Raw genomic sequence first — 19,039 nt, forward strand, 5'->3', positions numbered from 1 at the left:
ATTTAATAAATCGGTTAATAGTTTACTTTCTTTCCTTTTTCGTTTAACACCTTTATAGCAGATTTCCATGAAGGACTTTTTTCTGTTTCATAGGAAACATAGGCGCCATATACTGCTATTTTACCTATATCTTTCATCACATTTCTATGTTCTCCATTGTTTCTGAATTCTAACATATGTTCATGGTCTCTCCATAATGTCATTGTGTAGACTATCCTGAAAAGCTTTAGACTTCTATATTTTAAACACTTTACTTCTTTCATTTGTTTTTTCAGTCTGTATTCTACAGAGAATAGAGACATTGATTTTAATAGTGATGTGCTTTTAATTTTAGTTATAGATACTAGCATTGTTACGTTTTTTTTATGTTATTTTATGCTATCTGGTTAAGGATGCCTGTTCGTTTTTTTCTTTATAAAATGTTATTTCTTTAACCCATTTAGAACAATGAGGTTCTCGTATTATAGAAAAGTGATCTCCTTCTACCTCAATTACTTCTACCTCTTCAAAATATTGGCTCCACCCTAAATCGTATACTTCATTTGTAATTACTTTATCTTTTACTTTGGCCAGAGTAATAGGAACTTGGTGCTGAATATCCATTTCGTAGCTGCAACTCATAGATACATCAAAAACATCCCATAATTTGTCGAACATGTTTTGATTTACAGTCACACCATTTGTTGTAATGAAGTTGTATAGCAATTCTTTTCTATCAGCATTTTTTTCTTGCAGTATACTGTATACTTTACTTTTTAATGCTTCTATTTCTACTTTATCAAATATTTCCGGGAATAGATTAAGAAACAAAACCGTTTTCTCCATCTCGTTACTCGATAATGTATTAGGAAAACAATCTAACATGAATATTTGTTTCACTTCTATATCTAATAGCTGCAACTGTTTGACCATTTCATAACTAATTAATCCACCAAAACTATGAGTAACAAGATGTATCTCTGAATTTGGCGGGGTTATTTTGGCAATCTCCGCTACATTGTGAGCAGCCATTTTTGCTATACTGTCAAGTGGTTTTTTATTATCGAAAATACCCTGCATGGTGATTCCGTAACAATTCCCGTAGGTAGAGAACTGCTCTGCTACTTCATAATATCCATAGGCAATTCCCGGTACGCCCGGTATGATAAAAATAGAAGTCTTCTCGGGTGCTATCTTATGAAACTGAATTAAATAAGAGGATCCTTCTATAGTACTTTGTAATTTGCTAACATCCAGCTGACTTAAACTATGCTCCTTACTTTTTGCATTAGACAAATTGTTTTTATTAGCCGAATCTTTTTCTAAAAATTCTTCCTTACTATCTTGATGTTTAGTATGAACCTCTAAATTGTATTCTTCTAATAGATGTTCAGCTAAACTTTCTATGGTCGTATTATTGTAGAATACTGATGGCAATAATGCAATTTCATAATAGGCATTCAACTCCGAATTTAATTCTGTTAATAAAATTGAATCTACTCCATATGCCGCTAAGTCTTTGTCTCGATCTATTCTATCTTTATCTAATTTTAATAAATCTGCAATCAATAGGTGCAACTTATCCAGAAGCTTTTCTTTAATGTTTTTACTGTTTTGTTCTACCAAATTCTCCACCTTTTTCTTTTCGACCAATCGGTTTGTAATGATGGTACTCATTCTTTTTGAATCTCCATAAGCCACTAATAGATTTTGTGAAGCTGTAGCTAAAATGGTTTCAAACAGCTCTAATCCTGAATCAGTTGGAATTGGCTTCATTCCCCATTGTGTATCCAAATACCCTATTTGCTCCTCTTGCAATCTCATACCTCCATCTTGCCAGAACCCCCATCCAATACTATACGTTTTACCTTTTCTATTGCCTAGTAATCGTTCTTGTTCCCTGTATAGTGCATAATTATTAAGATAGGCATTGGCCGCAGTATAATCTGACTGCCCAATATTGCCTAGTTCGCTAACAATAGAAGAGAATAACATCATAAAATCTAACGGTTCATTTTTACATACTTCGTCTAAGTTTTTTACCCCTTCCATTTTTGGAGCAAAAACACTTTTTGCTTCTTCTGCTGTTTTTAATTGGATTAAACTATCTCTTGTAATTCCAGCTGTGTGAATGATTCCGTTTATCTGACCATACTCTTTTTTAATTTTAGAAACTGCATTTTGTACTTTTTGCCTGTTTGTTATATCGCAAATCATATAGGTAGCATTAGGTAAACTCTCAACAAAATCTGTTTGACTTTTATTTAGCTTTTTACGTCCTAAAAGAATGACTTTAGCTTTTTTATTGGTGATGTATGTTGCAAAAATGCGTCCCAAGCTTCCCATTCCGCCAGTAATCACATAAAGTCCATTGCTTTTAATAGCTGTTTTTTCTTTAGAATTTGAAAGTCTGACTAATTCCAGTTGTTTACAGTTTCTGTTTCCTTTAGCGTATTTAATTTCCTGATCAGTTGTTTCCAGTTCATTTCCAATTATTTTATAAAGGGCTTCACTATTTGATGCAGTAAACGCAATAGCAACTCCAATCATTTTTGTAATGATTTTTGAGTTTTCTAATGATGCTGTTTTTAATAAAGCACTTAAAAACTCTATTTCTAACTGCTTATTAATCGGGTATACAAGGATAACTTCGACATTTTCTTTGCTTGTTATTACTTGCTTGATTATTGCTATAGTCTTTTCAAAATAAACTTCGGGAGACGCAGCCTCAATCATTTCTATATCCGCATTCAAAAATTCATTAAAATGTGGTACCATTTCCGGTACTGCTTCGCAGATTATTATTTTACGCTTTACTTCAACATTCCTTTTACTGCTTATCGGGGTTTCTTTCCAAACAGCTTTATAAAGTTGTATTTCTTCAGTAGGTATTGTTTGAGGTGCCGTTTTTCTTTCCGGTAGAAATAATACATTCTGAAATGCAATTAATACTTCTCCATTCTGATTGCAAATATCTACATCATAATTAATGACTTCGTCTGATTTGTTGTTCTTACTTTTTCGTACATAAGACCATATATTCTCTTCCAATGGCTGGTAAATGTCTATTTGCTCTACGCTAAAAGGGAATAGTAAACCTGTTACTTCTTTCTCCAGGTTAATTCCTATACAAGTTTGTAAAGCACTATCCATTATTCCAGGAGTCAAAGCATATCCTTCTCCTTTTGGAAGTTCAATCTTAGAAATTGCTTCCGAAGAACTGAACCACAAGTGTTGTACTCCTCGAAAAGAGGCTCCTAGTTCTAATCCTATTTCTTGGTATTTTTCATAAAAAGTATCTCTCGAAATATTCTTGCTAAGGGATTTTTTAATCTTTTCTATATCGTGTTTTACAGGTGCCGAGGTTTCGGTTGAAGTTAACTCTCCTTGCCCATGAATTTGCTTTTCATGACCTGAAACTCCTGCTGTTGCTATAGTACTATATATAACATACTGAAGGCTATCTCCTTGTTTTATAATTTCTGTTTCAATTTCTATCGCCTTATCTCGATGCCATATAGGTTGAAGCCATAACACATTTTTGAATTGCGTAATGCTTTTTTCTATACACTTCTCTCCAGCTGTTTTGGCTATCTCCAGATAGGCTACTCCCGGCAATATTTTTTCATTCCTAAAAATATGATCTCTGAAAAAATGTTCCTTTCCTAAATAAATACTATTAAATTTTTGATTTCCTTCAGCAACGTTTATCCTTTGGTGTAGCAACGGATGTAGCTTCTGTACTGCAGAATTCGATTCGATTATCGTATTAGATTTTAACCAATATCTTTCTTTTTCAAAAGCATATGTAGGTAAACTTATTCTTTGAGGCCGCTCTTTATTATTTCTGTATAATTTATTCCAATCGACAGTTACCCCCATTGCCCATAAATTTGCTAAAGACTGGTATTCATTATGTTCTGTTGCATACTTTATATAGGCTTCTCCTGCGCCGTTTGACAAAAAAGTTTTGAATTGCTCTTTTTCTTTTGCAGAAATTGCATTGGAGCTCACTAAGCCTTTATTATTTTTTAACTTACTTACAAAATCTGCTATAGAATCTGCTATAAATACGCTACGAAATTCCATTGGTTGGCGTCCTACTTGCCATGTATAAGCTACATCAGAAATAGAAATCCCTTGTTTCTGTTCCAGGTAATCAATCAGATTTATTATTTGACGTTCTAGCGCTTTCTCGCTTTTTGCAGATATTGGTATAACAAACTCTTTACTGGAACTATTTTTTTGATGTTTGTTTTCATACTCTTCTACAACTAAATGCGCATTTGTTCCGCTAAATCCAAAACTACTTACAGCTGCCCTCCTTGGTGTTCCTGCAGAAGAAGTCCAATCTTGTATCTTATCTGTTATATAAAAAGGGCTATTTTCTAAATTGATTAAACTATTTTTTGCTTCATAATTTAAAGTTGGTGGTATTATTTTTTCCTGTAATGCCAATAGTACTTTTTGTACTCCTGCTACTCCTGCGGCATAAACTGTATGCCCTATATTCGTTTTAACACTTCCTAATCCACAATAATTTGTATTAGTGGTTTGCTTTTTAAAAGCACGTGTTAATCCTTCAAATTCTATAGGATCGCCAAGGGCAGTTCCTGTGCCATGTGCCTCTACATAAGTGATGCTCTCCGGATGAATATCATATTTTTGGTATACTTCATTTTCTAACTCTTCCTGAGATTTCATACTTGGTGCCAAAATTCCATTTGTAGTTCCATCCTGATTGGTTTCTACTCCCTTGATTATACCATGAATATAATCACCATCTCTTTTTGCATCTTCTAATCTTTTGAGTACTAAAACGCCTACTCCTTCTCCTGGTACAAATCCGTTGGCACGATGATCAAAAGCATAACATTGACCGTCTTTGCTTAGCATACCTGCCTTGCTTGACAATTTGTAAAATCTGGGTGTTGTATTAATAAATACTCCACCGCTTAGTGCTATATCAACTTCTTTATAATACAAACTTTTACAGGCCATCTCTATTGCTACCAACGATGATGAACATGCTGTATCTATAGCAATTGCCGGTCCTTTAAGATTAAGAAAATAGGATATTCTTGAAGCTAAGATTGCGCTGCTGTTTCCCCAATAAATTGCTGCATTTTCCAGGTTAGTTGTTTGTACATAATCTCCTTGTCCGGCTCCTACATATATTCCGCATTTTGCTCCATTTAGCTTATCTGTTACAATAGCGGCATCTTCAAAAGCTTTCCAGCAATGTTCCAAAAACAACCGTTGTTGCGGATCCATTCCTTCGGCTTCTTTACCTGATATTCTAAAAAACAAGGGATCAAATTTATCTATGTCTCTTAAAAAACTTCCCCATTTACTATAGGTTTTATTTGCTACTTCTTGATCTGCAGAGAAGTGTTCGTCAATATTCCATCGCTCATTTGGCACTTCTTCGATCAGACTTTCTCCTCCTTTTATTTTTTTCCAAAAATCATTTAAATCCTTTGCACTACCATATTGCCCACTCATTCCTACTATGGCAATATCCAATGCTTTGGGGTTTTGACTGGATTGTTTAATTTCTTTAAAACGACTTGATGGAATTTCTGTCTGCGTCGTTCTTGCTGAATTGGCTTTGACAATCACTTTCCCAATATTATCTCTGTCCTCAAGTATTTTATAGGCTTTTTTATAGTCTTCAAAAGGAACTTCTGTACTGATCACTGATTTTAAAACCCCTTTTTCTATATATTGTTTACATTCTGCCCATAAACCTTCAATGTATTCCCGATCTTCGCCTATAAGTTTTCTTAGATCAACGGCTATAAAGGTTTGATTGTTTGAAAATTTACTCAAATCAATATGATTTGCCGATTTTAAAGCCGTCATTGATAACTCAATATATTGCCCTCTTTTTCCTAAACAGTTGATTCCTTTTTGAATATTTTCTCCCGAAAGGGTATTTACAACGACTGTAACTCCTTGCCCATTCGTTATTCTATTTACGGCTTCTTCAAAATCTTGTTCTCGATAATTGATCGCATGCGTTACGCCTATTTCCTTTAAATACTCAATTTTATGAGTACTCCCCGCCGTAGCAATAACCTTTAATTCTAAATGTTTGGCTAGTTGTATAGCAATATGCCCAATACCACCAGTGGCGGTTTGAACCAAAATATAATCTCCTTTTTTAACGTGTACTCTCCTAAAAGCTTCAACCATTGTCATTGCTACTGTAGGAATAGCACATGCTTCTTCAAAGGATTGATTTTCCGGTATAGGTAGCAACTGTAATTCATTAGCAACACAATGCGTACTATGCAATCCATAGCTGCCATCTGTCATTACTATTACTCTATCTCCAATGCTGAATTTGGTTACTTTATCTCCTCTTTCTATGATAATTCCCGAAGCCTCAAACCCCGGAGAAAAAGGATATGGAGGCATTGTAGGATATAATCCTTTCACACAAAGTAAATCCCCAAAATTGAGCGAAAAATGAGAAATCTCAACCAAAACCTCCTCTTGTTGTATTGCAGGTAAATCAAAATTCACAATGCTAATATCGTCTATTGTGGCAGGTTTTTCCAGCCATAATCGCTGTGCTTGACCTTTTTCTTTATTGGCAAAAAATGGTGTCTCTTCCTTTTTTACCGTTTCTAATTGTTGGCTTAGAACTTCCTTTTCTGCTTTAATTTCGTTTTCTGATACTGTTGGCTGTATCGTAAAAGCCGAACTATGTTCTTCTGCCAGGTATTTAGAGAATTCTTTTATGGTAGGATAATCAAATAAAATCGTAGTTGGAATTGCATTTGTTAATGTCTCATTTATTTCCTTTATTAATTCTAAACCTATAATTGAATCTACTCCATAATCGGACATTGGTGTTATCTCGTCAAACTCCGAAATCTCCATTTTTAGCACTAAGGCTAATTTATTCTTTATAAAATTTGCGATCTCCTTACTGTCTACAGCTTGTGCGATCCCCACCGCTTTTTGAGATACTATTTCTTTCTTATCGGGTTTAGTTTCTTTTAAACTTTGCTCGACTTTAGCATCTTCGGCAGCCAAAATAATTTCTCCATCACTTTGAGATATTATAATTTGCTGAAACAATTCTTCGTCTTCCGGGTAGCTCATTGTATTGACAAATCCTGTATCGGTTAATACTTTTTGCCATCCTTTTGGAGATAGACCGGGACTTCCTCCCAACCTAACTTCTGCATCTTCATATAACCACCAGCCATCGAGTAATCCAAATGTGAGGGTAGCATATATATCGTTTTGTGCTATTTCGTTTAATACCAACACTCCGTTTCTCTTGAGTACTCCTTTGATATTTTGAAGACTCTTTCTAATATTTTTTGTTGCATGTACTACATTTGCCCCAATTACCATATCAAAACTTCCCAAGGCTAATTCCTGATTTTCCGGTGACCTTTCGATATTAAAAAGTTTCGTTTCTAAATAAGGTGCAATTGCCTTGTAATGCTTCTCTGCATGAAACAGAAAACTTTTAGACAAATCTGTATATACATAGCTTATCTTGTCTTTGTATGCACTTAATACCTGAAACAATAAGTTACTTGTTCCTCCTGTACCTGCTCCAACTTCCAGAATGGTAAACTTTTCTCCTTCTCCTAAGTTTTCGATATTATCTGCTACAATATTTTCTACTACCTGGCACAATATATCATTGAAATAATCTGCTTGTTCATTGCCCTTATAAACTCCAGAAACCAGCTCCATACTTCCATCTGGAAACATTACATCTGTTGCATTTATTTTTCCTTGAAATATAGACTGTAACCCATCTAAACATCCTTGTAATAATTTAGCATGACCTGCCATCTCCGGCATTTCTGCAAAGATATTTTGCAATGTTACTTGTCTGTCAAAATCTTTTAATTCCTCCTGAGCTCTTGTAGTAAGGGTAAATACCGCTTCATTTTCCTGAAGATAATCACAGCTTTTTAAACTACGAATACATTCTTCCAGCAAACGGGTATGTTTGTCAACAATTTTTAATTCTATTTTTAACAGATCTATATCATTAGCTATGCCACTTCTAAACCCCATATTTATCAAAATACTGAGTAATGAGTTATGACATATTCTTTGCATCTCTATGGCATTATTTTTTATGGTAGTCATTTAATTTAAGATTTGTTTTGGAGAAGTTATTTTTATTCTTTTAAGTTCTATTGTCGCCTCTTTTGGAGGTAGAATTTTTCTCTTTTTTAATTGAAAAATGTTCATTCTCTTAATTACAGCATCATTTAAAAATTTCATTACGAAAAGTTGGCCTTTTTTTTGTGCAAAAACTTTTTCTAACGATTGCATTCCCTCCTCTTCAGTAATACTTCCTATCCCCATTTGCTGCATGCGTTGTTCATAGTCTTTAGAAGAAACAATACCTGTATTCCCCCAATATCCCCAATGGATTACATAGGTTGGAATTCCTGATTTTTGCTGTACTTGTTTTGCTAAACTATCTTTATAAGTACATCCTGCCGAGTAATTAGATTGACCGGCAGCTCTGAAGAAACTTTGAGCTGAAGAATAAAAACAAATAAAGTCCAGTTCTTCCTGACTAAAAGTTTCTATCAAATATTGACTTCCAACTGATTTTGGATAGAATGATTTTGTAAAATCTTCTTCACTCATATTGGCTACTATCTTATCATTAAGTACAATAGCGGAGTGAAAAATTCCATTGATTTCTTCGGATGTAAGTTTGATTTGCGTATAGGCCGATTGCATACTTAACCTATTGTCTGCATCGCATTGAATATAAGTTGGGTATACTCCATATTGCCCTATTTCCTCAATTGCTGCTGTAATAGCAGCATCTTGTTCTCTTCTTCCTAACCAATACACTTTGGCTTGGTACTCTTTTACCAGGTATGAAGTGGTTACTTTTCCTAAACCACCGGCTCCTCCTAAAATCACATATACGCCGCCTTTTCTAAGTTTAGAATATTGTTTTTCTATCTTATCTTCTACTGGTATGAGTATATTTTGATATAAATCGAGATTTCTGATTGCTAAGGATTCTCCCATTTTAGAATGGGGCGTATCCAGAATGCGCTTCATATCATTAGGATGCGAAACATCTACACTTTTAAAACTCCAATTCATTTCTTCCTTTACTAAAGAACCAACTAATCCAAGAATACCGGCACCTTTTTCTGCAACAATATCAGAAAAGGTTACTTTTTGTGTTTGCTTAGTTACAAATACAACCTCTAGCTTTTCAGCACTTCTTTTTTGTAATGCCTTAATATTCTTGAAGACGTTTACTTCTATTTTATCAATCTGTTCAAGCACCTCATTTTTATCATCGGCATCCCATATCCCTTGCAGGAAATAAATAGATTTAATGTCTTGCGGAACATCAGTTGCATTTTTATACCAATTTACACTTCCGCCATTGGTTTGTATTTCTTTTTCTAATGCTGCCGTATATTCGTTTTTGGCTCCTATAAAAGCATTCTTTTTATGCGGAACTATCGCCGATTTTTCAAAAGATATTTCCTCCCATATCGATTCATAATAAATCCCGATAGACTCCTCTTTATTTTCTTGAGTTGCTATTGTTTCTGAACTTAATGGAATCGATACAAAATCTCTCATTCCGATCAATACATTCCCATCTTGATCCAGTATTTGCATGGAATATTTGTGTACTCTACTTTTTTCTTTATTTTTTTGTACATAACACCAAGAAGCTCTTGATAAATCTTTAGAATAAATATCTACCGCCTGAAGTCTGTACGGCAATTGTAAGTCTCCTTGTTTGTTATTAAAATCTACTCCTATGGTTGCTTGTAATGCTGCATCCATAACACCCGGATTTAAGATAACTCCTTCCCATGCCGGTAAATGAATACTAACTAATGATTCATTTTCATTGAAATACATTTTTTTGATCCCTTGAAAACTATCACCATATTCTAAGCCTACCGTTTTAAAAGCTTCATAACATGCTTCGCCTTCTTTCTCGCCTTGCATACGCTCTTTTAAAACCGAAATATCATATCGCGAGCCTTGTTTTAAATCTTCTTTGCCTAATTTTATCTCCGCATGCGTTATACTTTTTCCTTCTTCTTTACTCGATATTTGAACTAAAATCTCGTTTTTATCTTTTGTTACAAGAGTGGTTACTTCTGTACTTTTATCCTCCACTTTTAACGGCTTCAACCAAGTAATCTCTTTGAGCTGTAATACCTCTTGATGTGTTACTTCTTCTAAAGCTTTTCTGGCCAGTTCTATATAAGCAACTCCCGGAAATAGTTTTTCAGAATTTACTAAATGGTCTTTTAAGAAGGTTTCATTTCCTGAAAAATCACTATGAAATTTAATTCCGTCCAAATCAGATTTGTTTATATGAAGCATCGGATGTAAATCATTCACTCCATTTAATGTTACTCCATTTTCATTTGTTTTATCAGTTTTAGAGAACCAACAATATTTTTTTTCAAAAGGATAGGTAGGCAAACTTACCTTTTGTGGTAATTGCTTTTTATTATAGTAGGCAGACCATTCTATATTCCTTCCCAAAGACCATAATTCTAATACTCTTGCATCTCTGTTTTTCCATAAATTTTTGATCTCTGTAGTTGTTACATCTTCCATTGTTGAAGCTTCCGGGTCTGTAATCCTGCAATAATAATCTAATAAAACTCCGTCCAGATAGGCGTTTAACTGAGCTGTAGCTTCCTCTGTAGTTGTAGCATAAAAAGCGAGTCGGTGTGACATTGCTTCTCTTCCTACTTGTAAGGTATATGCCACTTCTTCCGGCAAAAGTTTTTCTTGATTTTTTATAAAATGCAATAGCTTCTCTGCATATTCCCTGAGCTGTTTTTCTGATTTTGCAGATAGGACCCATATGGGTATTGGTTGGTCATAATTTTGTTGCTTCTCTTGCTTATTATATTCTTCAATAATCAAATGAGCATTACTACCACCTGCACCAAAACTACTAATACCTGCTATTCTTGCTTTTCCGTCTGTGTTCCATGGTTCTAATGTTTTTTGTACTCTAAATGGAGTATCATTAAAATTAATATTAGGGTTTTGTTTCTCGGCATGAATAGAGGGCACTAATTGCTGATTCTTCAATTGCAACAGCACTTTTGTTATTCCGGATATTCCCGCTGCAGATTCACAGTGTCCTATATTAGATTTTACAGAACCTATCTTACAGATATAATCTTCCTCTTCTACCTGAAATGCTTTTTTCAGACTCGCAACTTCTATCGGATCTCCCAAACTTGTTCCTGTACCATGTGCTTCTATATAGGAGATTTGATCTGCTTTGAGGTTTGCTTTTTCCATGGCTCTTTTAATTACCGAAGTTTGAGCTTTAGGATTCGGTACTGTATATCCATTCGTTTTCCCTCCATGATTTAAAGATGCTCCTCTGATAACTCCATAAATGTGATCTCCATCACGTTCCGCATCCGATAATTTCTTTAGCAAGACAGCTCCAACTCCTTCAGACGGAACATATCCGTCTCCTCCTTCTCCAAAACTTTTACAACGCCCTGTACTTGATGCAAATCCTGCTTTACTTAAAAGCAAATATTTATTAGGATGAATGCTTACGTTTACTCCCCCTGCAATTGCTGCCTTACAATCACCATTCATAATGCTTTGGCATGCAAGTTCTACTGCAGTTATTGAGGACGAGCACATCGTATCTAAAGCCATACTTGGCCCATGAAAATTAAAGAAATAGGAAACTCGATTTGCTATACTACTTGGGTTACCCACAAGATGAATCTGATTGCCTTTATGCTGTTCTTCTATACCATATAATTGATATTCTTCATACATAACTCCCACAAAAACACCTACATTGCCAGTCATTTCATTTGTTTGGGTGGACCGTCCTAATTGTTCTCTAGTATAACCAGCATCTTCTATGGCTTCCCATGCCGTTTGTAAAAACAATCGTTCTTGAGGCTCCATTATTTCAGCTTCACGAGGGGATATCTTAAAAAATAACGGGTCAAACTTGTTTACGTCTTCTATAAAACCTCCCCATTTACTATAACTTGTACCTGATTTACCTTTTTCTTCATCATAAAAACTGGTCATATCCCATCGGTCACTTGGAATTTCGGTAATACTGTCTTTTCCTTGTTTTAGATTTTCCCAAAACTCTTGTACATTATTTGCACCAGGATACTTTCCTGCTAAACCTATAATCGCTATTTTATCTTCACTGTCCGCATTTCTAACCGCTGAAAAGTCATCTTGAGATTTTGGATTATCTTCTATTACAGATTGATCTGAATCTTGATTTCTCTCTTCAATACCTTCACTTACAAATGTTTCATTATGTGCTTCTTCAGGAGATACTGGATCTTCATTTTTTAACAACAATTCTTGTATCGCTTCTTGTTGATTTTCCAGAAAATAGCCAATCAATTCTTGAAGTGATTGGTATTCAAAAAATAAGGTTCTTGGAATATCATTAAAAACCGCATCAAATGTGTTTGTTAACTTCGTGATACTAATGGAATCTATTCCGAAATCTTCAAAATATTTATGGGCTTCAAATCGCTCTTTGGGCAACTTAAATTCTGTTGATAAAAGATCTATTAGATAAGATGTAATAAATACTTTTAACTCCTCTTGCTTGTATTCTTTGATTTTCTTCTCATTAACTTCCTTTACAACCTCCTTATTACCCTGTTTTTGTATTTCAATTCTTTCTAATAAACCATATACCGGTATTACCTGGCTCTGTTCACCAGATAGTATAAAATCAAAACTATTTGTACCTGCCTCATTAGGCATTGGTAGCATACCTGTCTGATTTTTTATATATTGTTTTTGTTCTTCGGACATTTTCATTCCTCCATTTTCCCATAGCGGCCAATTGATACTTATACTTTTACCAAATCTTGTCTTTTGCTCATATTTTGTTCTTCTATGAGCCATAAAATTGTCCATAAAAGCATTGGCAGAAGCGTAATCACTTTGCCCCTGATTTCCCTTTACTGCCGCTACAGCAGAAAAACTTACAAAAAAATCTAACTTTTCATTTTTAGTAACTTCATCTAAAAATAAGATCCCATCGATTTTAGGTTTTAATACTTCCTCTGCCTCTTCTGCACTCTTATGAATTATCAAACTATCTTTAATGATTCCCGCACTATGTATAATTCCATCTATAGTACCAAATTGTTGTTTTATTCTTTGAAACTGCAGTGTTACAGCTTCTTTATCAGCGATATCACAAGAATTATATAGCACATTAGAATAGGAGTTTACAATTTTATTATAAGCATCGTTACTACTACTTCTGCCGGTAAGAATTACTTTCGTATCCTTAGTTTTTAAAATATGCTCCAAGAATATTTGTCCTAAACCGCCCATTCCTCCAGTTATCCAATACACTCCTCCCTCCTTGATTTTTATCTCCGGAGTTTGTTTTTGTGGCGTTAAAACCTCTAGAATTCTTTCTTCTCGCTGTCCGTTTATATACCGAACCTCCTGGGCTTCTAACTTACTTTCTGATGCTACAATTTCAAGAATTTCTTCTATACTCTTTTTAGATGCATTATCCAGAACTATTACTTTTCCCAATATTTTAGAATACTCTAATTGAGCAGATTGAAGTAATGCTGCCAAATGACCGTATTGCTTATAGCTATTGTTTTCTATGACGATAGTAAGCTCAACTTCTTCCTTTGCTTCTACAATTTGTTTGAGTTTCTTAAAGATAACCTGAAACCCATCTTTTGGATCTTCACTATCTTCCAGTAACCTAACCTCCGGACTATTGTTCTTTATTTTTTCTTTTATTGTACGCTCAAATCCTGCCAAATAAACCAATTGTTTATTTTCTTTACGCTTACTTATTTGCGGGGCAACATTTTTCCATACCGCATTAAAATATCGAATTCCTTCTTTCTTATCTTCTTCACTTTCCTTTTTATCTGCAAGAATATTTTCTAATGGCAATAGCGTAAATTCGTCTAACTTTAAGATAATTTCTCCCACGCTATTCACTAAAATCATATTGTATTTTCGAATACCGGATGTGCTGGATTTTGTTGCAACCAGCTCCACTAAACACCAAGCTTTAAGAGGTATTTCTTTATAGATACTAACCCTCTGTATGCTATATGGAACATAAACTGTATTTGTTTTTCCTTCTAATGAAAGCCCTATCGTACATTGAAATATACTATCTAATAGGCCCGGTTCTAAAACAAATTGATCCTGCTTTTTGAATGTCAATTCAACAACTGCTTTATCCTGAGAATAGCTGATATTTTCAATTCCTTGAAAGTTTCTTCCATAATCAAATCCTAGATCACTAAAATGTTCGTAAACTTCTTTTTTGCTTTTAATTTGTGGCAAACCGGCTATTATTTCAGCTACATCTAATTGCTTTGAAGGTGTAGTATTAGCAGATTGTTTTCGCAATTTACCTGAGCTATGTATGCTTTTTTTCTCTTTATGAATTGAATATATTTGATATTGATATTCTGAACTTGTAATTTCTGAGATCACCGTATTAAGCTCCATCCCTTTATCTTTATTTCTTAAAGGTTCTTGCCACGTAATATCATATAATTCATTTATCATATCATTCGCACTGATTTTTCCGGCTTGCAGTGCCATTTCTATATAGGCAGCTCCGGGAAATAAACCAGAACCGTTAACGATGTGCTCTTTTATAAAATACTCATCACCACTAAAATTACTTTCAAATTTCTGTTCCTTAATAGTGGAACTATTTTGATGAAGTAAGGGATGTATTTTTGAAGTTTTTTCTGTCTGTTTTTCTATTTCTTCAATCCAGTAACGATCTCTCTCGAATGGATATGATGGGATTTTAATTTTCTTTATTTTTTGATTGTAAAATAACTCCCAATCAATTCTTACTCCTTGTGTCCATAATTCAGCTACAGTTTCTAATTCAGCGTGTTTAATTGCACTTTCTACAAATGCTTTCCCCGAAATACCTTTTATAGTCGTATTCTCCTGAACTCTTATATTATTTGTATAATAATTTAAGGCTCCGGATTTCTCACTCTCTGGATTTAAAAAGTTTTTCAACTTCATTATTAATTCATCATGATCCCGCGCAACACATGCAAAGCGTTCTTCCATTGCTGTACGTCCAACCTGAAATGTAAATGCTAAAGAATTTAATGATACATTGGAGTTATCCTGAACAAACAATACTACTTTTTTACAATATCTCTCCAGACTATTTCTGTCTTTTGCAGATAGTACAAGGATTACTTTACCATTTATTTCTTGTTCTTTTTCTGAAACGGCAGGAATGTATTCTTCAATAATTGCGTGTGCATTAGTGCCACTAAATCCAAAACTGCTAATAGCCGCTCTTCTTTTACCACCTATGTAGTTATCCCAAGATTTAAGGGCTGTATTTACATAAAAAGGGCTGTTCTCAAAATCGATAAATTCATTATTTCTTTGATAATTCAAAGAAGGCGGAATTTGTTTATGTTGCATTGACAAAATCACTTTTTGCAATCCTGCTAATCCTGCTGCATGGAGTGTATGCCCAATATTGGTCTTTACGCTCCCAATACCACAGTAATTTCTTTTTTGTGTTTTGGATCTAAAAGCTTTAGTAAGAGCTTCAACCTCTATGGGATCTCCTAATTTAGTTCCTGTACCATGTGCTTCTACATAACTTATCGTTTCCGGATTTATCTGAAATTTTTCATACACTTGTTTTTCTAAAGCTTCTTGTGATGGTGCACTTGGTGCCAAAATGCCGTTGGTTGCTCCATCTTGATTCGTTAGAATTCCCTTAATCACTGCATGAATACTATCTCCATCTCTTAGCGCGTCTTTTAAGCGTTTAACCACCACTATGCCTACACCTTCACCCGGTACAAATCCATTTGCTCTATGATCAAATGTAAAACACTGCCCATTCTCGCTTAACATTGAAGCTTTACTTGCCATTTTATGAAATAGTGGCGTGGCTGCGAGACTTACGCCTCCACAAATCCCCATATCAATATGGCCGGTTTGCAGGTTTCTACAAGCTGCTTCTAATGCTACTAATGATGACGAACACGCTGAATCAATTGCTAAGGCAGGTCCTCTTAGATTTAGATAATAAGAAATTCTGGCTGCAAGAATTGAATTATCCATACCCCAAAAAACAGACACGTGCTTGTTTTTAGGATTCTGAATATAATCGCTATTACCTACTCCAGCATAAACTCCTACTTGCTTACCGTCTAAATGGTCTTGAGTTAAATTTGCGTCTTCTAATGCATGCCAACAATGTTCTAAGAACAAGCGCTGTTGCGGATCCATATTTTCAGCTTCTATACCTGATATCTTAAAAAACCCAGCATCAAACTTGTCTATATTATCCATAAAACCACCCCATTTACTATAGGTTTTATCTTCTTCACCTTTAATAGGGCTGTAATGAAGTGTGCTATCCCATCTTTCTATTGGAGTTTCTCTTATCAAATTTTCTCCTCCTTTTAGAGCTTCCCAATATTCTTCCAGATTTGATGTTCCTGCATAAGCTCCACTCATACCAACAATTGCTATATCGTCTGTATCTTTTTGTTCCTCTTGTGATAGATATTTTATATTCTCTTCCTCTTTAAGGACAGGTGTATTTACATTCTTGTCTTTTATAATCTTGTGTTTCCAACCCTCTTTATTTTCGATAATATATTGTACTAAAGATCGAATACTAGGATAATTAAATAAATCCGTTGGTTGAATATCGATACTCAGTTCTTTATTTATGTATTCACTAAGTTGATTACTCAGAATAGAATCATAACCCATTGCCGCGAATGGTTCGTCTAAATCAAACTCTTCCTGAGGAAGCTTGATTAAAGACGCTGCAATTTTTTGTACTTTGTCTAATACAATATTTTGATGTTCTTCTGTATCTGCAGTCCCTAACTCAAATTGATTTGTCAGGGTTTTCTCTTCGGTAATTTTATTTACTGAACAGGCTTTTTTTATTCTCGAGGCTAAACTTTTTGCAATCGGTTTTTTAGAAAACTTAACTGCATATATTTCCTTTAGTTCACCATCCAGAATTTTCTCTAAGGCGGCCATTCCCTCTTTTGCTTCAATGCTCCCTATCCCCATTTGATCCATTCGATCTGCATATTTGGAGTCTGAAGCCACACCAATATGCCCCCAATACCCCCAATTAATTGTATATGCAGGTATCTTATATTTTTGCTCAACTACTTTTGCTAAGGTATTTTTATAAGTACAACCTGCTGCATAATTGGCTTGTCCGGGACCATTAAAAAAACCTTGAATAGAGGAATAGAAACACATAAAATCCAACAACTCATTCCCGCATACCTGAACCAAATTTTGAACTGCTGTTGATTTTGGAGCAAAGGCTTTGGTAAAGTCAGAAAAACTCATCGCATAAAATGGTTTATCTTCTAACACTAAAGCTGAATGAATGACACCATTTATAACTTCTCCACCAGATTTTATTTGCTCAAAAGCCGCTCTTATATCTTCTACTTTATTTGCATCGCATTGTATATAAACGGGTTTCCTTTCATAGCCTGAAAACTGCTCTATACCAGCTTCTACTGTTTGGTCTGATGCTCTTCTTCCTAACCAGTATACTTTGGCATTATATTTATTAATCAGGTACTCTGTAGTGATTTTACCTAAACCACCAGCTCCTCCAAGAATTACATAAGTTCCATTTTTTCTAATTCTGTTAGAATAAGATACTGTTGGTAATGTGGCTATTGGACTTAATAATTTTTTATAAAAACTTCCGTTTCTATAAGCCACTAAAGTCTCACTCGTTTGTACTATTTTAGTAGCTAATTCTTCAAAATCTATGGGTTCATTCTCATTGATATCAACTACTCTAAAATTCCAGGTAGGCATTTCTGCAGCTACTGTACCGACTAAACCGAAGATTCCGGCTCCTTTTTCCTGAACTGTATCGGTAGAGAAAACCTGCTGTGTTTGGTTTAGAATAATGTGAATCTGAAAATTATTATTTTTTAGTTCTACTAGTTTTTTTAAACAGATAAAAACAAATTCTTCTTCTTTTCCATAAGATCCATTTTCACTGTCCTGGGCTACCAAAGAACGGTTTGGAAATATAAAGACGTAATCAAAAGATTCATCGATATCATCCATAGCTGAAACATGAATAACTTCTGCATTTTGTTTTGTTAAGGCCTTTTTAAAGTCAAAAAGCAAATCCGTATCATCACCCAAACATAAAATTTTCTTTTTCTGAAAAGGATTTTTTTCCTGAGTTATCCCTTTAGTCTCTTCCCATTTTTCTTCAAAATATTGCAATTCTAAAGCACTATCATCCTGAAGCAATTTCACTCCTTCAAATACAAAAAGAATCTCCCCTTCAGCACTAAGTAAATTAACCGTAAAAGAATCCTCTTTACTTTCTTCTTTAATTGCCTGGCACCAATGCGTATTCGTAATATCGCCATATATATACATTGCCTCAATGCTTTCTATCCTTGAAGTATTCTCTTTTTGTCCATTTAAGGTCTGAAAAGCACTTTCTACTATATTTAAGGGCAACACATACGGCTCTTCTTCCTTTTTAGGAATAACTCTGGACCAAACCTGATTTTGCATTTGAAATACAGAATGAATACTCTGCAATTCATTTGTATATTCTGCTAAATTCTTTACTAACTTTTTGTAGAACGCTTCTTTGTATAACTCTGGTGTTATGCCTATTAAGTGCTCTAATTCAATCTTTGCAGGTATTTTTTCAGATACCTTTAATAAATCTCCTTGTGCATATATTGTTTTATGAAAGTCGTCATTATCCTGATAGAATTCAAACGAAAATCCTTCATTTTGTTCCTTAAATTCAATATGAAGTACTAGTGGTTCATTTTCTATTACAATAGGCTGATTCCATTTAAAGTTTCGTATGGCATTAATTTCTCCATTATTTACTTTACTCCCTGCTACTCTTATCATTTCGATATAAGCTGATAATGGTAATGTTTTCTTTCCGTTGACTTTAAAATATTGAAAGAATGATTCTTTTCCTGTATATATAATCTTGAATTTCATG

3 protein-coding genes are annotated in these 19,039 nt (G+C 34.4%); all 3 read right to left on the minus strand.

The window, feature by feature from the left end; translation table 11 throughout:
* Positions 1 to 14: 14 nt before the first annotated feature.
* The 3 genes from ACHRV5_RS03175 to ACHRV5_RS03185 are packed head-to-tail and all read right to left on the minus strand — an operon-like array spanning position 15 to position 19,038.
* A complete protein-coding gene (locus ACHRV5_RS03175) occupies positions 15 to 350 on the minus strand; it encodes a hypothetical protein (protein ID WP_131701552.1) in 336 nt (111 codons plus the stop codon).
* Between the two features lie 28 nt (positions 351 to 378).
* Positions 379 to 8,109: an SDR family NAD(P)-dependent oxidoreductase gene (locus ACHRV5_RS03180; protein WP_395425728.1), complete on the minus strand. Its 7,731-nt coding sequence runs from the start codon at positions 8,107 to 8,109 to the stop codon at positions 379 to 381.
* Entirely contained in the window at positions 8,110 to 19,038 is a 10,929-nt protein-coding gene (locus ACHRV5_RS03185; RefSeq protein WP_395425729.1) for an SDR family NAD(P)-dependent oxidoreductase, read from the minus strand. It abuts the gene before it with no gap.
* Between the last annotated feature and the right edge of the window lies 1 nt (position 19,039).

Origin of the sequence: Flavobacterium sp. FlaQc-52, assembly GCF_044007495.1 — a bacterium.
GTDB classification, from domain to species: Bacteria; Bacteroidota; Bacteroidia; order Flavobacteriales; family Flavobacteriaceae; genus Flavobacterium; species Flavobacterium cupriresistens.